Source organism: Flavipsychrobacter stenotrophus (genome assembly GCF_002954265.1).
In the GTDB taxonomy this organism is placed as follows: domain Bacteria; phylum Bacteroidota; class Bacteroidia; order Chitinophagales; family Chitinophagaceae; genus Flavipsychrobacter; species Flavipsychrobacter stenotrophus.
In genome coordinates this window covers 416,963-438,576 of sequence record NZ_PPSL01000001.1, presented here as the reverse complement: position 1 = coordinate 438,576, position 21,614 = coordinate 416,963, and the positions used below count along the sequence as shown (strand labels likewise).

The window sequence follows — 21,614 nt, the reverse complement described above, 5'->3', positions numbered from 1 at the left end:
TTCAAACAATAGTCAACAACAAAGACAACGATGAATACTAAAACATTTGTTGGTAAAGGGTCGATAGTGAGGAAGATGTGGGGAAGCGGCGATATTGTTATGTTCATATTTGCGGGAGCCGCTGCCGAATTTGCGTTGAACAAAGCTGTTGACTGGCTTTACTTTACAGGAAAATTGCCTGCAGACCCACTAGGGCGGTTGTTCTCTACTGTGAGCTATGCACACCGGATAATCTTTGCTTCTGAAGATGATGCGCTTAAAGCAATAGATGCTATCACCGCCATTCATACAGCAGTTGAAGACAATAGAGGATCGGCAATACCCGACTGGGCTTACCGGGACGTGCTGTATATGCTCATACAATATTCCATAAGCGCCTATGAATTACTGGAGCGGAAGCTGTCGCCAGCGGAAAAAGAGGAAACCCACAATGTATTTTACCGCATGGGAATAAGGATGGGCCTGAAGGAACTGCCGGTAAACTATGATAGCTGGCTGACCGACAGGATAGTACATATGAAGCAAGACCTCGCATACAGCCAGTATACCCCCGAACTGTTCAAACAATATGAAAAACACCTTGGTTGGCTGAGATACAAGATCATGATACAGGTTCAGGCATTGTTGATACCCGGGCATTGCAGGCGGTTACTGAAAATGAAGGGTAATGATTTCTTTCCGGTGGTGGTAAGCGCCTATGGCGTACTTAAAAAAATGCATTTGCAAAGCCTGGTAAGATCGGCAATATTGCCTGCGGCATACAAACAACAGATAGCTGCATTAGACAGATAATGATATTGCTACTGATTAGCAGACTCCTAATTTATTATTAAAAATAACCGATTAACAATTAGGAAATATGAAAATATTATCACTATCTTGTAACCTAACCAAACAAAATCATATATTATGAAACTAGAAACCACACTAAGAAGTAAAATGGTATTGGCCATGCTGGTGGTATTATCATTAATGTCATTTACATTTTCTTCTTGTACAAAAACAGAAAGTAATGATGGCTCAAAGTTTATAGGCACATGGAACGGAAGTACGTCTTGTTCGGGAGCTGCCTCCAGTGCCTCAAGCATTACAATATCGGCAGGCAGCAATAATAATACTGTTACAATGCCTGGTTATGTTGGCAGCGGCTCATGCGCCAAAACCATAACATACAATCTGAATGCAAGCGGCAACGCATTCACCTGCAACCAAACATTCACAGACAATTGCGGAGTGTCTTATAATATTTCAATTTCCGGCGCGCTTAGCGGTAATACACTTACAATGTCATTCGCAGGTTCAGGAGGCGGAACAGGCACATGCGTATTTACAGGAACAAAGTAATAGTAACTTCAAAATGCAAAATGCCCCGGCCATGACCGGGGCATTTTGCATTTTGTTACTGACGACAATTATTAATAATGAAATTTCACAGCACCAAATACATTTCTGCCGGGGGCATTGATGCCACTTGCAAAGGTGCGATACTGAGTGTCTAATATATTATCTACGCCAGCCTGCAGGGTAATGTATTTCTGCACCTTGTAGGATACTCTAAGATTAGCTGTCATCCATGCGGGCATGCCTTCAGGCGTAGCATACTGCTCATTGTCTTCGCCATTACGGAAATAATCAGTCAGTTTCTTTTCTCCATTGTAGTTGAGTATGAAGTCTGCACCCAGCTTATTCTTAACATAGCTCAGTTGCAGCCTCACCATAGCCGGAGGTATATGATCAAGCGGCGTTATTGTTGATCCATTAATTCGGCCATAAGTATAATTCACTGCCGCCTGCAAAGAAAGTGTCTTACTCAATTGCGAGCGAACACTTGATGAAACGCCATAGATATATGCTTTGCGCTTGTTCTGGTTAGCCAGTACCCGGCTCATACTGCCATTGTACCGTACAGAGTCTTGTCCTTCATATTGAAACTGATCTGTAACAATAGCATCTATGAACCACGTGTAATACATGTTTGTTTCCCATACCGTATGAGTACCAAATACTTTAGTTACGCCCACTTCCGCATTGATCGTCTTTTCAGGTTTTAGGTTTGTATTAGGCACAATAAGGGTACCGGCCGCAGATTCAAATACTTTGGAAAGATCATCTACATTGGGTGCACGAAAACCTGTAGATACTAATGCGCTCAACTTCCACTTATCGGTAGGTGTGTGCACCAGGCCCAGGCTGCCGCTGTATACAGCATTGCGCTGATCGGCTTTGGTATAGGGCAGATGGAAAAATGAAGTATCGGAGAAAGTAGAATGAAGCGAGATAAAACCCAACCTTACACCATCGGTAAGTACCGTCTTATTATTGATGTGCCACGTGTGCGATGCATATACCGCTGCATTCACCATGCTGTTATCGCCATCAGGGTAGCGGGTATCGAGCGGACTGCTTATACCGGTGGTAATGTTCTCAGACGTAGCCGTCGACTTCAATGTATTCGATTGCGCATCAAGCCCTATCCTTATTGCGTGTTTGCCAACCACGTGTTGCATATCCACATTAATACCGGTCACGTTTACTTTCTCTATACGATGAGATAGCTTACTGCTGCCGAAGTTGCGGGTGTGCCTGCTTTCTCCTATAGCCTGGTAGTTGACACCGCCATGTATCTGCTGAAAGAAAGAAGCGTCATTATTGACGTTGACATCATAGGCCGCCATCAATCTTTGTTGTGGTCCGTAATACCATTGCGCATATTTCAGTCCTGCAGATGTAGGATCTGTAAGTCTGTTATAGCGGGGTATATCGGTAGAGCCGGAGTACTGCAGGTTAAGGCCATGTATTATATGTTCGTTCTGTTTGTAGGCAAATTTCTGAACAATATCATATTGCGTATATGCACTCTGCACCTGCTTATACTTATCATCATTCTTCACCAGTGAGTCTTTGCCGTTTATGCGGTCCACATAGTATAGGCGGTTACCATAAGCAGTATCATAAAACGGATTCTGAGATGAACCGCCTTTGAGATCTCCAAAAGACGAATAGGTAAGCGACGTCATAGATGCGAACTTCTTGCCACCCAGATTCACATCGGCATGACCGGTCATTTCATTGTTAACACTACCATATCTTACAAAAGCATTTACGCCGGTGTTCAATTTACCCGTAGATGAAAATACAGGGCGCTTAGTGTAAAACTGATCACACCACCCAACGCATCACTGCCATAAACATTGGATGACGGTCCGTAGAGTACCTCTACCCTTTCAAGCGAGGCATTATCGAGTGTTACAATATTTTGCAGGTGACCGGCGCGGTATATGATATTGTTCATTCGCACGCCGTCTACTACCATCAATACACGGTTGGCTTCAAAGCCCCTGAGCACCGGGCTGCCACCACCCATCTGGCTTTTCTGTACAAATATATTGGCAGCAGACATTAGGTCGGCAGTGGTCTGCGACTGGCTGGCAGCAATGGCTTTTTGAGATAACACCACTACCTGCTGGGCTACGTTGCGGCGGGGTTCGGCAACCTTATTTGCAGATATCGTTACATCGTCCAGTACCTGCTTATCGGTCAATAATAGATCTATTGTTGCGGTATCGGCCTTTTTATCCTGTGCATAAGCAGCATAGCCCTGCATAGCCACCAGTGCGGCAAAAGAATACTTTAATAATTTCATTGAATGGAATTGAGTTAGAAAAATAAATGTGACCACTCATTCCGCATTGGGAATAAGTGATAAAACAATAAGCACATTTATATAACCCGTGGAGGAGGAGCACTGACAGCAAAAAAAGCATCCAGGACATTACTATGCATGCAGCCAAATAGCAGCGGCTGTTGTTGGTAACAGAAATAACTAATGTGGCACGAAGACCCTACATAAAACAGGGAGAGTAATTCGATAAGCTGGTCTGATGATCTCTTGTCGCCGCTACCCTGCTTTAAGAGTTTTTCCATTTTGCTGATAATATCATCTTCTTCCACATCGCATATAGCCACAATATCTATAGTGTCGCTATTATGCACTACCGACCTTAGATCATACATCTTTCCGTTCATCAGCAACTCATCGCTCCCCTTCTTCACTTTAAGATATTCCTGTTTGGATAGATGAAAGCTGACCTGAGGCGAATTGGCCGTTGCAGCCAGCTCCATTTGTTGCCACCGTCGATGCCACTGCTCTGCCTGACACCACACTAACGCACCACCTGCCTGCAAAAGCAGGAGTGCAACCAGTAAGATATGTATAGTAGATTTCAGCGTATCAGGCTTTTTGATAGGCCGAAAGTACAGACAAGGAGCTAAAAATCAATGGTAAGACATAAGGAAATCTAATAGATCAATGATTGATGATTATCTGCTTAGTTTCAGTGCCTACAGGAGTAGTTATTTTTAGGAAATAGAGACCACCTGCTATATCAAGAGGAGCATGTGGTGGTCTTCCGCACATAGTTCCAAATCCATCTATTTGCTAAACGCTGAGATTTATAATGGAAATTTGCTTTGGAGTTTTTATCAACGATGGAACATAATTTTCTTTTGGCATTTACCGTGAACTAAAAAAAAACTGCACAAAATAAGTAAGTCATAGAAGTTACTTGGCACACAAACAATGAATAATGGCATTGGACATATAACCGTCCTACGGTAACCACAATTAAGAAGATACCGAATAAGACTTGTAACGATAGATTATTTTAACGGTGTCACTCAACCGTACTGGTGAATTTAAGGCATGTTGGGTTTCCCTATAACATACCCAACGACATGAAATAATTCCGTTATTATCATAAATTGATCTTTCAAAATATGAAGGCCTACCTTTTTCAGTTTCCTTTACAACTACCGAATCAAGTACCCCAATTTTATTATAATAGTACTGCGAGTTTCGCTGAACGTCATTGTATGAGTAGTGCCAGTTCTTCGACCTAAGTTGTTTATTTTGATTATAGCTATACTCAATCAAACATCCCTCTTGTACGTCCTTAAGCAAATAACCGTTTGAGTCAAAGTATTTAACTGACCTTCCGCCCATACATAAAGGATCCCTACCCAGATTGAAATCCACACTGTGAGTAATCAATTTATTCTCTTCTAAAACATATGTATTAGTTATACTATCGTTTGTTCGATGCCCTTCAATGCCAACTGTGTTGCCAAGGGAGTCGTAAGTACTCCTGAACCATAAAATGAAAAAACCATCTTTTGCTCCAGAAACATTATCCAGCGAGGTATGCAAGTGGCCTTCTATATCATATTCTTCGAAATCTACTAAAAAAGCAAAATAAGGCCTTGCTGAGATCACATCATAAATACTGTCTACATTATAACATTCACCATATTCCTTTTGTAATTTATCCAGGTCCAGTCCCGTGATCGTGTGTACATTTTTTCTCATGGCACCATCTCTTTCGGGGTGGGGAAATTTGAGATCAGCCATACTTAGTTTTGGTGTTCCCTTGGGTTTGGGTTCACAAGAACTTAGCAAGAAAAGCAGCAGTAATAAGATGTGGTGTGTATTCATAGTAAAAATAGCAATTAAATGTACTACACTTTGAGTATTAGTAACAGATCATTTACATGGTGCTAAACAAAATAATAATTAGATAAAATGTATCTTCATTATCCAAACCTTGGCGCCTGTTGAAACACTTCTTTAAAATATTACTATTCATTCTTTTTCTGCCAGCCATATTGGTGTGCAATAAATGTTATTCAAAACAAGGGGACAATTACTTCGCTAAAGGTTGGCAGGAGTTGATAAAGGATAACGACACACAGGCATTAAAATTCTTCCGTATAGCTTATGAAGATGCCAGAGAACAAAACAATGTGGAACACATGGCACTCTCTCTGCTGGATATGGGTATCTGCACCTATGGCACCAGCTATAGCAATGGGCTGGAATATGCTACAGCAGCTTTAGCGCAATACAAAAAACTGGAAACGCTGAAACCGCAAGTAGCATTGGAAGGCCGACTGCGCTGCCTGCAACTGATAAGCACTATATATGGAAGGCAAGGTAAAAACAAAGATGCCATAGCACTGAGCCGAGAGGTAATATATGGCTTCAGCAAGCTTAATGACACAGGCGGATACACCGGCCTGGCATACAGCAGCCTAGGTGCGGCCTATGGCCGAATGGGCAAAACAGACTCTGCACTATACTACCACCAAAAGGCACTCAGCGAATGGCAGCGGACCAATAACTATGTGTACCTGCCCGCAGCATACTTTAATATTGCTGACATTGAAATGCAGACAGGTAACAAAGCCGCAAGCCTTGATCTGTACCAGCATGCGCTGCGCATAGGCGATAGTATGGAAAACAGGCAGGTGCAGGTGCCCGCCTACCTGGGTCTGGGTAAGTGGCACTTTGTGTTTGACAAAGATCGCGCTGCCACGCTGGCGTGTTATCTTAAAGCCTATGATATAGCAAAGGGGCTTTCAGACAAACTCTTTTATCAGAAAGTCCTGACCAGCCTTATAGATTACCGGGAACAACAGGGCGAGTACAAACAGGCCATGGAGTATGAGCAGGAGCTGATGTCGATAAAAGACACCGTCAATACGTGGGAAAAAGACAGGGTGATCAAAAGCCTGGAAGTTCAGTTCAGGGTGCAGGAAAAAGACAGGGAACTGAGCCTGGCACAAAAGGAAAGAAAGATAACCACACTGGCTAACTATATTTTGTGGGGGACGATAGGCTTTATCCTCGTCATATCGGGTATTGCTATATACCTGCTGAGGCGTATCAACGATAGAGACAAGCAACTACTGCAAACTAAAGAAACCCTCATAGAGGTAATAGAGGAGCAAAGGAGACAGCAGGAGCAATTGATGCAAAATGAAATTGAATACAAGGAAAGCCAGTTGAGCGCCCTGATATTACAAATGCAGCAGAAAAACGAGTTGATGCAGGAACTGAAAGAGCGAATAGAAAAGGACAGAAAAACGGCTAATGACAATTCGTTAAATAAGATCATCAACAAAGGCATCAACCACGACAGGGAGTGGAGTGACTTTAATACCTATTTTGAAAGTATTAATAAAAACTTCTTTACGAAGTTAAAGACAGAATATCCCGATATCAGTCCGAATGACCTGAAGATCTGTGCGCTCATAAAATTAAATATGTCCATTAAAGAAATGGCGGGTATATTGAATATATCTCCCGATAGCGTAAAAACTGCCCGTTACCGCCTGCGTAAAAAATTACAGCTGGAGACCGAGGATAATCTTACAGAATTTATCCTATCCCTCTAAAAAGTGCCTTTGTCTACCCTATGAAGCCCTTATTTACAAGCCTTGTACACCTCATGTCTACCTGTTTAATTAGGATGTCGCTATGGTGCTGATGTAACTTTGCTGTATAAATATCAGTATAAATTCATCATTTCACATTTTAATTTTCTATCATGAAAAGGACATTAAATTTGCGGATTATATACAACTTGGGACAAACCAAATATAAGAAATAAGCCCTGTTTTATTAGCAGGGCTTATTTCTTATATATCACTTAATATCTGCGGAGAATACCATAAAGCTAATTTTCTTTATTGTAGAAGCATAGCGGTTCATATAAGGTTCTAGCCCAGAAATATAAATATCCGCTTCGTCCTTTGTCATGCTATATGTTTTACTCGTAGTAGAGTTTTTATTATCCTCTTCGTAAAATACGTGCTTTCTTGTTCTATTTTGGGAAGAGGTACAACTTTCATTTTCGTTTAAATCATTTCTCATCTTAGCTTGGAATAGTCTATTGATTTCCATTGATTGTATATCCTCTTGACTACCGCTTTTTATAGCAATTTTAGCAGGAGTACTAAGGCTAAAGGACTTTCCACAATAATGACAACGTTTTGTTACTGTTTTATAATTGGTTGTATAATCAATCTTGCTACTTCCTTGCTTTTGACCTACTGCTATAAATGATATGCAGGTAAATAATACCGTTATTAATGTTCTCATTGATTTTTTGGTTGAATGATGAATTAGTTGATTAACTTTTAGTATCACATTCTTACCGGTGGTGATTTATTTGACATTGAGGCGAGGTGAAAGTGCCAGAGGTTCCAATGACGTGGGTAAAATAAGAGAGGCGTGAACCTCAGAGCTACGCATTCAGGTCTGGAGGAACCGCGAAGCCCTGACAACCTTGAATAAATAGATGAAGCCACACCCCTTTGAGGGTGCGCTTTGCATCTTTCTCGGTTGTCTATTTGAAAATTCGCGGTTTTCCAGACGAAGAAAGTTAGCTAACGCTACTCTTTAATATGTAATGATATGTTTTACTCGTTTTTGCTCTATTTCATTGAAACAATTTTTCTTTCTCCGCTAAAATATACAATGTAATTCATTTGGCTTCGATGGAAATGAAAAAGAATTTTTACTGCGTTATAAAGCAACTAAGGAATGCTTATTTTTGGTTATTAGTAAAGCTAAAACTTAGAATGAGCACTATAGCGACATTTAACCAAATAAAGGAACAATTTATAGAAGACATCCCCATATTCTATAAAGACATTGAAGAGCATTTTAATGCCCCATCAGATTTTTTTACAGGTTTATATGAATTAATAAACCAAAGTATTAGAGGACGCACGCATAGTTTTAAATATGGAGACGATGAATATTATATCCATGCAGAAATTTTAGCTACGCAAAAGGCGATGTTGCTTACCACTCATAAAGCTACTTTCGGTCCTCAACCAGCGGATAGAACAGATGAAATTATAAACGAGCTAACCGTAAAGCTTTGGGCAATAGATAATATTAACTTACAGGGAAAATTCACAGTACAGGGGTCTTTTGGTAAGGAAGAACAATTTAATAGCGACCATTTAGGTAAAAGATATGCGGAGAAGTTTACAGGATACATTACAGAAATGGAGAAAAAAAGATTTAACGAGGCATAGTATCATTTTTACCTATTAGATCCTTGTACGTTAACCTGCCTTTTAATTGGGTTAGCAGTCCTTCGAACCTATCGTAATCCTTTTTCGCCCGAGTGTTATACCGATAGCTAAACTCGTGTGCGTATCTCTGCAAGTGCTTTGGGCTCATTCTGATGTAAATACCATACATACCTCGGCGTAATTGGGAAAACGCACCTTCGATACCGTTAGTATGATAAATACCCCGAACATATTCACCTTCGCTATGCTTTACTACTTCGTGCTGTGCAAATTCTTTGTCAAGACCTGAATAAGATTTGTGTCCATCGGTATTGATAACCGCTTTTGCATCTACTAATTCACGGATGATAGGCTTTAGTGTGGCAGCTTCCGTATTTTCTACTACCTTATAAATAACATTGCCACCTCTTTCAAGCAATCCAAAGACTGGTGTTTTATTAACTGCTCCTCTACCAGACTTCAATTTATCGTCATCCTTCTTGTGTCTGTCTTGTCCACCGTGGTACACTTCGTCAACTTCTACCATTCCTGTAAATAATGGATGTTTTTCCTCGAACATTTTACGAATGCGATGCCCGAGGAACCAAGCAGATTTTTGTGTTACTCCAATATCTTTACCAAGCTGGATGGAAGAGATACCAGCTTTATGACCAGCAAGAACGTACATTGCCATAAACCAGGAAGAGAGAGGAATATTTGAATTTTCCATTACAGTACCTACAGTAACAGAGTACTTCTTTTTGCAGTCGCCACACTTATAACGAGGAGCTGTAATCTTGTACCATTTTTGAGAGTTGCAATGTGGGCAAGTAGGTATTCCTTCCCAACGATGTGCTTCTAAGAACTCTCGTGCTATTTCTTCCGTCTTGAAATATTGTATTACCTCCTTCAAACTCTTAAAACCTGTCAGCTTCATTTCCTATTGTTTACATCGCTAATGTATCATAGCTGCTCTGCGGTCACTCGATAAATACCGTTAAGGTTTCTATAGAGATGCCGTTAGGGTTTCGCAGAGGTTGATACATTACTTATGGGGTAATCCGCAAAAAGAAGTCAAAGAACTTTATTTAATGTGTTAGGATAAATAGAAAGAAAAGGGACTAATTTTACTTAGTCCCAAGTTGTATATAATCCGCTTAAATTTACTCGCCCTGGTACTGACCATTTCAACCAGCCTTTGGGCACAGGTCCCCAATCCCGGCTTTGAGCAACTAAACATTGATGGCACTACACGCAACTGGGGGAACATTTACCTGTTTTCAGGTGTTGCAGATACCTATGGCAACTTCCACATGGACTCGGTAGTATACACCAACACGTACTTCTACACCCCTACCAGTGATGCCCATAGTGGCACCCGGGCGCTCGAAATTGGCAATGGCTATAACTACACAACAGGCCAGTGTATAGTAGGTGCAGTGGGTGCCGATACCGATTCGGTGTTTATGGCTTACGGCGGTTTTGACTTCATTCCGGCTACAGTAGCCCCTGCGACATTCAGCTTCTATTACAAATATTTACCGCTCAATAACGATACCGGCGTAGCCCGCCTGGTAGTATATGATAGCTTTATGACAGCATTAGGAATGGCTGAAATATTTTTGTCAGACACTCACTCCACTTACACATTGGCGTCAACACCCGTTGTAATGACCGCAGCCGGCAATGTAGGCTTTATAAGTGTTGCCTTCAGCACATCTACATTTGGGCACCCGGCCACATTTGGCACCCGGTTGCTGATAGATGATGTAGGTGCATCAACCACCGGAGTAGCAGACATAAGTAATGCAGATCATAAGCTCATCTGCTACCCTACTGTTGCAGGAAGTCAGCTAAACGTAGGCATAGATGGATTGACCCATAACACAAACGCAGCTATGAAGATCATGGATATCAGCGGCAGAACACTGCGTACTGAAAATTTAGAATTTGCAGCAGGCATGGCTACACCCGTGAATGTAGAAAGTCTTTCAGCAGGCACCTATGTTATCTCGGAGACTATAGCAACAGGCAACTATATAGCACGGTTTATTAAATAAAGCCCCTGAAGACCCTCATCAAAGTTTATATTTATAATGAACCGCCTTCTTTGTTGCTCTTCAAAGGATTCACAATTTTAGAGCATTATAGAAACTGGTCTGCACGAACAAAGAACTTACCAGAGCACGATTATTGATATTGGTTCATTATCGACTACCTCCTGAAAACAATAAAGGTTCCCAAGTGGGAACCTTTATCTATTTTATCTATGTCAGATCGCTATTGTTACTTGATCATCTTGGCAGTAACACGGTTATCACCTTTAGCATTGTTTACCTGCAGCAGGTAAATGCCCTGTGCAATGTCACCAATCTCGAATGACTTGACACCTTCTGCATCTACAGTTACCTGTGGCATTACCGGGCGGCCCATAAGATCGTAGAGGCATACTACATCATTCTTATGCAAACCTGCTACGGTAATGTTATTGTTGAATGGATTAGGATAGATGTTGAGGCCGCTGTTTGGATCTACATTATTAACCCCTACAGTTGCATTGTATACCCTGCGCACGCGCTGGTTGTTAGCATCTGCTATGAAAATAGCACCTATAGAGTCGACACAAATACCATATGGCGCCCAAAGGTTAGCACCAATTGCATCTCCCAGATCACCGCCAAAACCGGGGAAGCCATTAGCTACTATGGTAGAAATAACACCGCTGGCATCTACCATGCGGATAACGTTATTGTGAGAATCTGAAATGTATACATTACCTGCTGTATCTACAGCTACGCCTGTAGGGTAATTAAGTTGTGCGTTAATAGCCAGGCCAAGATCTCCGGCATTGCCAAATGATCCGATAGTACCGGCAACTTTATTGATATTACCGGCAACATCTATCATTCTTATGGTGCTATTGTTATGATCCGCAACGAACACATTACCTGTACGATCTACAGCAACAGCATAGGGAGAATCGAGACGGGCTGTTAATGCGCCAAATCCGTCTCCAAGAAATCCTGCAGTACCATCACCAGCCAGCGTTGTAATAACACCAAAAGTATCAACCATACAAACTACATGGTTACCCGCGTCGGCAAAGTAAAGGTTGCCCATTTTGTCACAAGCCAAACCCCATGGAGCGCCAATTCTTGTAGTTTTTGCATTGGTATTTGTTGGTGTATAACCATATATACCAGTTCCTACATAGGTAGTAATGATATTCAATGTATTTACCTTACGGATAACACTATGTACCGGATCAGAGATGTACACATTGCCGTGAAAATCCACCGCAACTCCCTTAGGATTCATGCGGGCGTTGGTAGCAGCTGTATTATCACCGGTATAACCGGTAATACCGTTACCTGCAAAGGTTACGATGCTACCATTGGTCTTTATCTTACGTACACGGAAGTTGTAAAAGTCAACGATATAAACCTCGCCTTTGTTACTTACAGCCACATTGTGCGGACCGTTAAGGACGCCTGCGGTAGCTACAAATCCGTCGCCGCCATAGCCACCAATACCACCGGTACCTGCTATAGTAGTTATTTTCCTGTACTGCGCTTCCGCACTAAAGGAACAAATAGAAAGGGTAAAGAAAAAAAGTGAAAAAATGCGTTTCATAAGCAATCTTTGCCCAAATGTAATGTAATAAGGGTATATTTCAAAAGCCCTTAAAGGCTGCAAGAACAAATAAATCATACAACTATATTACTTACTAAAGGAATCGCGCAGCTTTTTTGATAGTTTAGCTGCTATCAGGGTATAAGAATGCTTTACATAATGTTCCCATTCTTTTTGTCTCAGGGTACCAAAGGTTTCAATTCTCACCCATTTATTATGCGCCATATATGCCTGTGGCGATATGTTTCCCCGTTCAATCAATTCGTCAAATTCCTCAGCACTCACCTTTAGCGATGCTCCGCCGTGTTCGCCGGTTATGCAAAACATTTTCTCGCCTACCATAAAGCATATGTGGTCTTCCCACTTAATACCCTCTGTAGCACCAGGCATACTCATGCATAATTCACGTAATCCGTCGAGTGTCATACATTTACTTTTTTAGCTGCTTTTCGATCTCATCGGCCAGTCGCTCTGCCCATATGGCGTATTCCTTTTCCGAAGGGTGCAATCCATCTCCTGCCAGATAAGCGGGATCGGTGCCATTCTTACGTGTACTTTCAGTGATCTCTATGTAATGACATTTGTGTGCCAGGGTTATTTCCTTTTTAGCTGCATTATAGGCATCGATCTCCATTGCTATTTTCTGACGGTCCCTACCTTCCGCAAAAGGCGTTACTCCCCAATCGGGAATAGACAAGACAAAAACATTTTCGGGCTTGCCGTTGGCGAAACCTACTGCCTGGTTGACCAACTGCTCCAGTTCCTCACGGTAGTTTTCTACGCTGCGGCCGCGGTACTGATTATTTACACCGATCAGCAGAGAGACTATAGAGAATTTCTCAACAAGGTTGTGTTCGCGGATCGAGGCGGCCAATTCGTCTGTTGTCCAGCCGGTAGTCGCTATGATCACCGGCTCACCAACATCTACGTGCTTCTTTTGCAACAGACTTACAGCCTGGTGCGGAAAATTGTCTTGCGATGAAACCTGCTCACCAATAGTATAAGAGTCGCCGAGGGCAAGATATGAGTACATGTGTTTGTCTTTTTTAATAACGGGAACGAAAATTGATCGTTTCGTGAATGACTGTAATACAATGATACCAACAGCCAACAGAACCGCACCCGAAAGTAATAATTTTATCCTGTTCATATAAAAAGCATTAAAAAAGGTGCGCCTGTGCACACCTAAATTAACGACTATTTTATGTAAATGGTTTTAATGTTCACAAACTCCTTTATGCCAAACTCCCCTATCTCCCTGCCATAACCGCTATGCTTTACGCCTCCAAATGGCAACCGCTGATCTGAATGGACAAAATCATTAATAAATATACTTCCGGCCTCCATTTCTTCAACGGCCATCTTTTCTGCTTTTGCAATGTTCTTGCCAATTATTGCTCCACCCAATCCATACTCATTGTCATTGGCAATGCGCATAGCATCAGCTTCATTTTTAGCAACAATAATGGCAGCAACTGGCCCAAATAATTCTTCATCATGTGCGGGCATACCCTTCACCACATCGGTAAGCACAGTGGTAGGATAATACGCACCCTTGTCTTTAGGTATATAACCACCACAAAGCAATTTAGCACCCATCTCAATACTCTTTATTACCTGTTCATGCAGCTGATCACGAAGGTCGTGCCGGGCCATTGGGCCTACCTTATTCGCATCGTTCATAGGATCGCCCCATGTTGCAGCTTCCATCCTGCGGGTCATTGCTTCTTCAAATGCCTTCTTGGTATTCTTAGTAACAATGAAGCGCTTTGCGGCTACGCAACTTTGTCCGCTGTTCTTCAACCGGCCATCCACACAAATTTGCGCGGCAGCTTCTATGTCGGCATCATCAAGAATTATATAGGCATCGCTTCCACCTAGCTCCAGTACCTGCTTCTTTAAACTACGTCCTGCCGCCTCTGCCACCTTTCTACCGGCAGCGGTACTGCCTGTAAGCGTTACTGCGGCAACAGCCGGATGTTCTATGATTTTTTCTATTCGCGATGATGGCAGTAGAAATGTCTGCAGTAATCCTTTGGGTGCACCGGCCTTTATGATCAGTTCTTCAATGGCCACCGCACAACCACTAACATTGGATGCATGTTTGAGTACCATTACATTACCCGCCATGATAGTTGGTGCGAATGCACGAAACACCTGCCAATAGGGGAAATTCCATGGCATGATGGCCAAAATGACACCTAGTGGTTGATAGGTAACGTAGCTCTTTGTCGCGTCAGTTTTTACATGAATGTCTTTAAGGAAACCTTCGCCTTCATTGGCATAATATTCGAGGGTAACAGCACACTTTTCCACTTCCTCCCTACCCTGCTGAATGGGTTTACCCATTTCCTGTGTAGCCAATATAGCTAATCGTTCTTTTTGTTTGCGTAGTTCTTTGGCTATGTTATTCAGCACCTTTGCCCGCTTACTGTATGGTTGTTTTCTCCATTTGGCAAATGCCTCTGTGGCAGTAATAAGTGCAGCGGTTACTTTCTTTTCGTTATCTATTGCATATCCTGCTATCTTCTTCCCGGTAGAGGGATCTACGGAAATAAGTTTATCGGCCATGTGTGGTTATTTTTAGAAAGTAAAATTACCTCAAAAACCAAACAGGAAATGCTAAAACTATTAACATAATGGACTACTAACATTAATTATAGTTAATGCTTGACACGGTATAGATTGAGACTATTGAAACAACCAGCCCTACTATCGTTTGTACTTATTTCTTGCTATGAAAAAGCCAATAAGAATACCAATCAATATGCCAGCAGCGAGGTAATACTCTGAACCTATTTCGGCTACAATGAGATCCATTGGGACAGTTATTTAATTTGGTCTTGGGAACTAGTTAAACAAATATCGCTTCTTCTTGTTGGTCCAACCGGCTTCAGCACTCTTGTTAGTGAAATAAACGATCACATCGGCTTCTTCCTTGTGCTTAATGTAGAAGATCTTCTTATTGGCTTCGCCCGCTGATTTGGTGAAATACCATACACCCTTATTGCCTACAGAATTTTGAAGGAATGGCGTTTTGAATACTACCACGTCAGCATCCTGTTTATATTGGGTCACAAACACCTTTACATTCGCTTGTTTTACATAATCAGTAGTAGTTACTATTTGCCCTTCAGCCTTAATAGATGCTGATAATGCAGCGACGCATGTAGCCAAAGCCAGTACATACTTTTGAATTGACATAAGAAAACCGTTTTTTTGTGTTCGATTAGTGGAACGAATAGACGAATCCGGCTGTTAAAATAGTAAGTATGAATGAGATAAAGAAATTTGCGGTATTGGTGGCAGGCGGAAAAGGTATGAGAATGGGTAGCGCACTACCTAAACAATTCCTTCCGCTGAATGGCAAGCCGGTGCTGGCTCATTCTGTTATAGCGTTTATTAATGCCTTTGCCGACATTCAGATCATTATTGTATTGCCTGCCGACCAGCTCAGTTATGCACAAATGATATTGAGCGCACTACCCGACCCTATCGATGCTATAATAGTAAGCGGTGGAGAAACTCGTTTCCATAGTGTGCAGAACGGGCTAAAAGCAGTAGACGGAGAAGGAATAGTTTTTGTGCATGATGGCGCAAGGCCAATGGTAACGCCTAAACTTATTAAAAGATGCTACGAACAGGCGCTTATAAAAGGGAGTGCTATACCTGCCATACCGGTGGCCGACAGCATGAGAATAATTGACGGGGAAGATTCCAGTCCGGTAAACCGCGACCATATGCGTATTATTCAAACACCACAAACTTTCAAAACTGAAGTGATCACGCCCGCATTTCAACAACCGTATTCGGCAGATTTTACCGATGAGGCAACTGTAGTTGAAGCCTGGGGAAAAGAAATTTACCTGGTTGATGGAGAAAAAGGCAATCTTAAAGTAACGACACAAGAAGACATGATAATTGCAGAGGCATTGATGACCGCCTTAGCGAAAGACTAATCCAAATTGTGCGCTTTCAATATTTTTTTGTTAGTTTATCCTTCTGTCGGTGTTTGAGCAGCAACCAATCTATCTGTGCTTTTTCCAGTATAAATATTGCTTCTGCAGGCAGGTCTTCTGCAAGTTCTCTTTTCAGTTGGTTCAGCTTCGTGCAGGTATCTACATACTCCCCTAACCGGTCGGCCATTGCAGTTACTTTTTTCTTTTTGCATCGTAACTCCTTGTTATGCCCGTTCCTCCTAAGATATGGCAGTGCGTACAAAATGTCCTTATAGTGCTTTCTGATTTCGTGAACAGCAGCATCAGACATAGGCTTACTAAGCTCTTGAGCTACAGAGTTTATCTCCTGCCATATAAATTCACGCAGTTCAGACTGTCCTACGTCGTGCTTCATAGTATGGGTAATTACCCCGGTTAATTTACCAATATCAAACGCTGCAATAGCCAGCAGTAACTCATTTTGCAAATGTGTTGTATATCCGGATTGCTTTTCTTTCCAACTGTGAATTGTGATTGGTGTGAAATATTGCTCAACTGCTAAAGTGTAAATATCCATATCGCGTACAGCTCCGGCGGCACAATACAGTTTCTTAAACTGCTTAAATACGCGCTTCTTTTTCAATACGATGTAGTGCCCACTAACCCTCAATAACGCACGCAACTGCTTAAATGAAACCCTCATTGTGTGAATTGCTTCGCCATCGGGCATCGCTTTTATCCGGTCCAGGCTTTCTTCAATTGTTGATAGCAGCTTCCGAACGTTCCTGATTTGCTTTCCATCTGGCATGCTCATGTAGTTTTAAGTCAAAAATGCAATAGATGGGTATAAAACAAATACCGGTGATCAATGAAGAATCAGTATTGGTAGTTGCAAGTGTTGTGCAATATTTTTAGAAATGCTCTTATGAAATATGGATCCGATGAAACCATGCTTCTTTGGTATGACCATCAACATGTCAATATTATTGTCTTTCACAAAAGTGGTAACAGCCATGTCAATACTGTTGTTATCAATAAAATGAAAATCAGGATGAATGTCCATAAGCTGGTCCTGTAGCGACTTTGATTCCGATAAAACACTACCCGGCATATCTGCCCCCTTTATATTTACATAGAGTATGTCCAGGTGAGCACAAAACAGACCAACAATATCTTTTATCCCTTCAAATGGCAACTGCCGGTTCACGTCAATCATATCCGAGCACAAGCCAATTCTATTCACAGGTCTGAACGAAGCATGTTCGGGAATCAAAAGAACTTTGCAGGGAAGATCGTGCATAGCAGATATGGCAGTACTACCAAACATAAATACGTCACTATTCCCTAATCCATGACTACCCATCACCACTGCAAATACGTCCATTTCGGCAACAATATCTTTCAGTTCGCTCATTACATACCCCATAATAACGCTGGTGGATATAAACAACTTATAGTCGCAACGAACAATAAGACGATTGCGAAGTGCTATCATATTCTGCTCTGCTTCTTCAGTCATCTCCTGCAACATGCCATTGGGCAATGGCACCTCCGATAATGTTACCGGAAGAGCAACACAATGCATCAGTACAATTTTGGCGTTTAGAGTCTGAGCCAGATCAGTGGCATACAAAGCAGCATTCTCAGATGCGGTGGAAAAATCTACAGGAACTACAATTGTTTTCATTATCGGTGGTCATTTATAAGTGATCAGAAAGCATTCTATTTCTTAAACGAAATTAGAATGTACTTCCACGCAAATAGATGACCAAAATCATAAATGTGATGCTAACTAAAAATTTAACATCGGACACTATCGGCCAACGATTTTCGGTTTTCTGTTGATCATGTACACAGCAGCCATGCCTAGTACGCCGCCGATAATTGTATGAATCAAGATGTGCTCACCAAGGAACAGCCAGGAAGAAACAGCCGCAGCCAAGGGCACAAGGAAAATGAAACTACTTGCCTTCTCCGCGCCAAGGCGGGTTGTAGCATAAAAATACATGGTAGTGGCTACAGTTGTAACCATTATTGCACCAAAGAAAAGATTGAACCAGAAGGCATGGTCCCTTATACTTAGCACTACGCTAAACTCATTAAAATCTACCAATGGCAACAGACAGGCCAATGTTATCACATACTGCCACAAGCTAAACCCTGTTGAGGTTCCATAACGCGTTCCTTTTGATGTAAACTTGCTCATGGCTGCCCACAATACTGCTGAAAGAAGGAAATAAATATTACCACTGTCCAGGATGGAGGTACTGCTCCACAGTCTTAATAAAATAACACCGGCAAGGCTGCCAAGTGCTAACCCTATTGCCTCATTCCTCGATGGCAATTTCCTGTCTATCAAAGCACCAAGCACATACGCCATTATAGGGTTAAGCGTTGTCACTAATACACCTCCCGCACCGGGGGATCCATTTTTAAGGCCCATGAAGAAAAGGTAACTATATGCTGCCAGCAACACACCCGCAGCAACAACGAACGGAATACCCGCTTTCTTTATGGTAAGCCGCTGGCGGGAAAAGATGAGTAAAAGGAAAAGAGAAGCGACAACAATAATATACCGGTAAACACCAAGGTTAACAACCGATGCATAGTGGGTAAGCACTTTGGCAGATGGCCAACCCAATCCCCATAAGAACATACTTACAACAATGGCAATAAGCATTAATTTATCGGAAACTGGTTTGTTGTTCATGGTATCACTTCGCAGGTGCAAAAATGCGGAGTTATTTTGGCATTGTGACCAATTTGCAATTATTTGCGTAAGTAGAATTTAAAAGGAGAAAGGGCCTTTACCTATCGTTGTCCTAAGACAGCGAGAGAGAAAAGCCCTTGCAATATAATTGATATACCTGTTCTACTATTTGGCGTAACCATTCTTATACAACCAGTAAACCGGGTTCTTTCGCTTTACAGCGTCTTTCTCCAGGCTGCTGCTGCACCTGTCAAGATAGGTTGTCAGATCAAACTCCTGCTTCTTATTCTTGTCTACGTTAATGATCATGGTGATCTTATTAACGTCGCGACCTACCTTATAGGTTGCTATGTGCTTCTTGCCATCTAATGCAAATATCTTATACTCGTCTGAAGTAAACGTAGAGCTTGTCGTCTCCATAAACAGAGGTTTTGCAGTGCCGTTCTCATCAACCAGTACGGTCATCTTACGTCCATCCAGTTTATAGCTCACGTTTAGGAAAGCTTCCCTTGGATCTACGCTTGATTGCTGCTGAGCAGCGGGAGCCGATTTAGCAGTAGCCTTCGATGCTGATACTGCTTTTTCAATTTTCTTTCCTACAAGGGTAAATGTGCCACTTGCCACTACACCACCCTCTTTCTGCGATGGGTAGTCTGTATACGGTATCAATTGCATAGTTATTGTATGATTACCATTGGCCAGCTTTCCACTGTACTCGGCTAAGAAACCTTTGTATACATCCTGCAAAAGATAATTTCCGGCAGCTGCAGGCTGCAACGCGCCCTTAAATGTTGTCCAGGTTTGTTTCTGATCTTCGTCCATAGCATCCTGCTGCATCAATCCTACATATTGTTCACCTGCATCAACAAGAAACCTCACCTTAAAACGACCATGTTCTGTAGCTACTGATTTACCTGTATTTGACACCTTGCGTACAGCACTTGTCAGCGGGTATGCATAATATGCGCGGAAGTATATCGGCGCATCTAACGCAAAACTCTCCGAAAAGCCGCTTTCTATCTCAGCATCCTTCTTAAGATTATCCAAACTGCCTGAGAACACTATTTGTCCGGCACGCTTTTGAGTACTAGCTCCCTGATCGTCGTTACCACTTAGCTTATCAATCCCTTTATCTACAGCTACATCAATAGCTTTATCGGCAGCTCGGCCTGCTCCTCTTCTCAGTATACCTTTCACCGTTTGCGCATCGGCATAGGTTGCTACCAGCGCCAAAAGGCATATACTCAATACTTTCTTCATGTACTTTCTGTTTTTGCGCGAATGTAGGATTCGTTTTCCGCTTGTTTCAGTAAACCATACAAGCGTGCAGATTAGTTTGATAAGTGTAATTGGGGACATGATATTAGCAGCAGCTAAAAGCAAAAAAGCCCTGCAAGAAGTTCTTGCTGGGCTTTTGAGGTCGAAAGCGGGTTCGAACCGCTGTAGCAGCTTTTGCAGAGCTGTGCCTAACCACTCGGCCATCCGACCATTGGGAGTGCAAATCTAATAACTATTTCGTTTCTTTACAAAACATTTCAAGTATAAAAAAATGAATCATAGCATCAACCCTCTTGGCAGCTCAGAACTGATCATTACTCCGCGTGGAACTATATACCATTTAGACCTCGCACCGGAACATATTGCACCAACTGTAATTACCGTTGGTGACCCCGACCGTGTAAAAGAAGTTTCTAAATATTTCGACCGTATTACCCACAAAGCGCAGCATCGCGAATTTGTAACGCATACAGGTTACATTGGTAATAAGCACATCAGTTGCGTTAGCACAGGTATTGGCCCGGATAATATAGATATAGTATATAATGAACTGGATGCACTGGTAAATATTGACTTTGCCACCCGCACAGTAAAAGACCAGCACACGTCGCTTTCTCTTATAAGGTTGGGTACATGTGGTTGCTTGCAGGCAGAAGTGCCCGTAGAAAGTCTGATAGTATCGTCTCATGCAATCGGTATGGACAACCTGATGCACTACTACAAAATGGACAACAATCCCGACGAGAACTATATTATCAATGAATTTAACCGCCACACCGGTCTCGATAATAAGAACATCCGCCCATATATAGCCGAAGGATCAATTAATCTCCGCAAGCACTTTGGCGCGGGTTATGTACATGGCATTACTGTTACCTGTCCGGGTTTCTACGGACCACAAGGCCGCGTGCTTCGTGGCCCTCTCGCCTTCCCTCACCTCATAGATGCATTAACAACATTTAAGTCGGGCGACAACCGCATCACAAATTTTGAAATGGAAACATCCGCAATTTATGGCCTTGGCAAAGTGTTGGGACATAAAAGCCTGTCAATAAGTACGGCTGTTGCCAACCGTGTTACCAAAACTTTCTGTAGTGATGGTAATGCCGCGGTAGATAATATGATCAGAAAATCCCTTGAAATAATTGCCGGTATATAGTAATATTAAGAAGTAAAAATTAAAGGAGCCA

22 protein-coding genes and 1 tRNA gene are annotated in these 21,614 nt (G+C 42.0%); 7 read left to right on the top strand and 16 right to left on the bottom strand.

Going from position 1 to position 21,614, the window contains the following annotated elements; translation table 11 throughout:
* The first annotated feature begins 30 nt into the window (after window positions 1–30).
* Together CJD36_RS02045 and CJD36_RS02040 are read left to right on the top strand one after the other, a co-directional pair.
* Window positions 31–792 carry an oxygenase MpaB family protein gene (locus CJD36_RS02045; RefSeq protein ID WP_105037435.1) on the top strand — a complete coding sequence of 254 codons (762 nt, stop codon included), beginning with the start codon at window positions 31–33 and terminating at the stop codon, window positions 790–792.
* A 117-nt stretch (window positions 793–909) separates the two neighbouring features.
* Window positions 910–1,344 (top strand): hypothetical protein, encoded by a 435-nt coding sequence (locus CJD36_RS02040; protein WP_133162450.1) that lies wholly within the window; start codon window positions 910–912, stop codon window positions 1,342–1,344.
* Window positions 1,345–1,415: 71 nt separating this feature from the next.
* Here the strand turns inward: CJD36_RS02040 and CJD36_RS02035 are convergent, their stop codons facing one another.
* The 4 genes from CJD36_RS02035 to CJD36_RS02020 form a co-directional block, all read right to left on the bottom strand.
* Entirely contained in the window at window positions 1,416–3,116 is a 1,701-nt protein-coding gene (locus CJD36_RS02035) for a TonB-dependent receptor plug domain-containing protein (RefSeq protein WP_105037433.1), read from the bottom strand.
* Window positions 3,113–3,643 carry a TonB-dependent receptor plug domain-containing protein gene (locus CJD36_RS02030; protein ID WP_105037432.1) on the bottom strand — a complete coding sequence of 177 codons (531 nt, stop codon included), beginning with the start codon at window positions 3,641–3,643 and terminating at the stop codon, window positions 3,113–3,115. The genes CJD36_RS02035 and CJD36_RS02030 overlap by 4 nt, the downstream gene beginning before the upstream one ends.
* Before the next feature lie 77 nt (window positions 3,644–3,720).
* Complete coding sequence (locus CJD36_RS02025) at window positions 3,721–4,122, bottom strand: hypothetical protein (RefSeq protein WP_133162449.1); 402 nt, start codon at window positions 4,120–4,122, stop codon at window positions 3,721–3,723.
* 502 nt (window positions 4,123–4,624) lie between these two features.
* Window positions 4,625–5,407, bottom strand: coding sequence for a hypothetical protein (locus CJD36_RS02020; RefSeq protein WP_133162448.1), 783 nt, complete (start codon window positions 5,405–5,407; stop codon window positions 4,625–4,627).
* Between the two features lie 203 nt (window positions 5,408–5,610).
* Here CJD36_RS02020 and CJD36_RS02015 point away from each other — a divergent pair, with 203 nt between their 5' ends.
* Entirely contained in the window at window positions 5,611–7,233 is a 1,623-nt protein-coding gene (locus CJD36_RS02015) for a tetratricopeptide repeat protein (protein WP_133162447.1), read from the top strand.
* 250 nt (window positions 7,234–7,483) lie between these two features.
* Here the strand turns inward: CJD36_RS02015 and CJD36_RS02010 are convergent, their stop codons facing one another.
* Window positions 7,484–7,939, bottom strand: coding sequence for a hypothetical protein (locus CJD36_RS02010; protein ID WP_105037428.1), 456 nt, complete (start codon window positions 7,937–7,939; stop codon window positions 7,484–7,486).
* Window positions 7,940–8,343: 404 nt separating this feature from the next.
* Between CJD36_RS02010 and CJD36_RS02005 the strand changes: the two genes are divergently transcribed.
* The gene (locus CJD36_RS02005) at window positions 8,344–8,886 is read left to right on the top strand and encodes a hypothetical protein (RefSeq protein WP_133162446.1); all 543 of its coding nucleotides are present in this window, start codon (window positions 8,344–8,346) and stop codon (window positions 8,884–8,886) included.
* Here CJD36_RS02005 and CJD36_RS02000 read toward each other — a convergent pair.
* Window positions 8,873–9,802 (bottom strand): IS1595 family transposase, encoded by a 930-nt coding sequence (locus CJD36_RS02000; RefSeq protein WP_105037426.1) that lies wholly within the window; start codon window positions 9,800–9,802, stop codon window positions 8,873–8,875. The genes CJD36_RS02005 and CJD36_RS02000 overlap by 14 nt on opposite strands.
* A 205-nt stretch (window positions 9,803–10,007) precedes the next feature.
* On the opposite strand from CJD36_RS02000, the gene CJD36_RS01995 reads away from it, so the two are divergent.
* Entirely contained in the window at window positions 10,008–10,925 is a 918-nt protein-coding gene (locus CJD36_RS01995) for a T9SS type A sorting domain-containing protein (RefSeq protein WP_105037425.1), read from the top strand.
* Between the two features lie 226 nt (window positions 10,926–11,151).
* On the opposite strand, the gene CJD36_RS01990 is transcribed toward CJD36_RS01995, so the two are convergent.
* The 5 genes from CJD36_RS01990 to CJD36_RS01970 all read right to left on the bottom strand — a co-directional run bounded on the left by CJD36_RS01990 (window position 11,152) and on the right by CJD36_RS01970 (window position 15,702).
* Window positions 11,152–12,498 (bottom strand): NHL domain-containing protein, encoded by a 1,347-nt coding sequence (locus CJD36_RS01990; protein ID WP_161499176.1) that lies wholly within the window; start codon window positions 12,496–12,498, stop codon window positions 11,152–11,154.
* A gap of 87 nt (window positions 12,499–12,585) precedes the next feature.
* Window positions 12,586–12,924, bottom strand: coding sequence for an MmcQ/YjbR family DNA-binding protein (locus CJD36_RS01985; protein WP_205685539.1), 339 nt, complete (start codon window positions 12,922–12,924; stop codon window positions 12,586–12,588).
* A gap of 4 nt (window positions 12,925–12,928) precedes the next feature.
* The gene (locus tag CJD36_RS01980) at window positions 12,929–13,648 is read right to left on the bottom strand and encodes an SGNH/GDSL hydrolase family protein (RefSeq protein ID WP_240609275.1); all 720 of its coding nucleotides are present in this window, start codon (window positions 13,646–13,648) and stop codon (window positions 12,929–12,931) included.
* 47 nt (window positions 13,649–13,695) lie between these two features.
* Window positions 13,696–15,069, bottom strand: coding sequence for an NAD-dependent succinate-semialdehyde dehydrogenase (locus CJD36_RS01975; protein WP_105037423.1), 1,374 nt, complete (start codon window positions 15,067–15,069; stop codon window positions 13,696–13,698).
* Window positions 15,070–15,348: 279 nt separating this feature from the next.
* Window positions 15,349–15,702, bottom strand: coding sequence for a DUF6150 family protein (locus tag CJD36_RS01970; protein WP_105037422.1), 354 nt, complete (start codon window positions 15,700–15,702; stop codon window positions 15,349–15,351).
* A gap of 68 nt (window positions 15,703–15,770) precedes the next feature.
* On the opposite strand from CJD36_RS01970, the gene CJD36_RS01965 reads away from it, so the two are divergent.
* Window positions 15,771–16,457 carry a 2-C-methyl-D-erythritol 4-phosphate cytidylyltransferase gene (locus CJD36_RS01965; protein ID WP_105037421.1) on the top strand — a complete coding sequence of 229 codons (687 nt, stop codon included), beginning with the start codon at window positions 15,771–15,773 and terminating at the stop codon, window positions 16,455–16,457.
* Window positions 16,458–16,473: 16 nt separating this feature from the next.
* Here the strand turns inward: CJD36_RS01965 and CJD36_RS01960 are convergent, their stop codons facing one another.
* The 5 genes from CJD36_RS01960 to CJD36_RS01940 form a co-directional block, all read right to left on the bottom strand.
* The gene (locus tag CJD36_RS01960; RefSeq protein ID WP_161499175.1) at window positions 16,474–17,244 is read right to left on the bottom strand and encodes a CHAD domain-containing protein; all 771 of its coding nucleotides are present in this window, start codon (window positions 17,242–17,244) and stop codon (window positions 16,474–16,476) included.
* A gap of 57 nt (window positions 17,245–17,301) precedes the next feature.
* Window positions 17,302–18,123, bottom strand: a complete 822-nt coding sequence (locus CJD36_RS01955) for a universal stress protein (RefSeq protein ID WP_105037419.1) — start codon at window positions 18,121–18,123, stop codon at window positions 17,302–17,304.
* Between the two features lie 126 nt (window positions 18,124–18,249).
* A complete protein-coding gene (locus CJD36_RS01950) occupies window positions 18,250–19,146 on the bottom strand; it encodes a DMT family transporter (protein WP_105037418.1) in 897 nt (298 codons plus the stop codon).
* Between the two features lie 165 nt (window positions 19,147–19,311).
* Window positions 19,312–20,406, bottom strand: a complete 1,095-nt coding sequence (locus CJD36_RS01945) for a hypothetical protein (protein ID WP_133162445.1) — start codon at window positions 20,404–20,406, stop codon at window positions 19,312–19,314.
* Window positions 20,407–20,563: 157 nt separating this feature from the next.
* Window positions 20,564–20,634: transfer RNA gene (locus tag CJD36_RS01940), tRNA-Cys, on the bottom strand.
* A gap of 61 nt (window positions 20,635–20,695) precedes the next feature.
* Here CJD36_RS01940 and CJD36_RS01935 point away from each other — a divergent pair.
* Entirely contained in the window at window positions 20,696–21,583 is an 888-nt protein-coding gene (locus CJD36_RS01935; RefSeq protein WP_205685538.1) for a nucleoside phosphorylase, read from the top strand.
* Window positions 21,584–21,614: the final 31 nt, after the last annotated feature.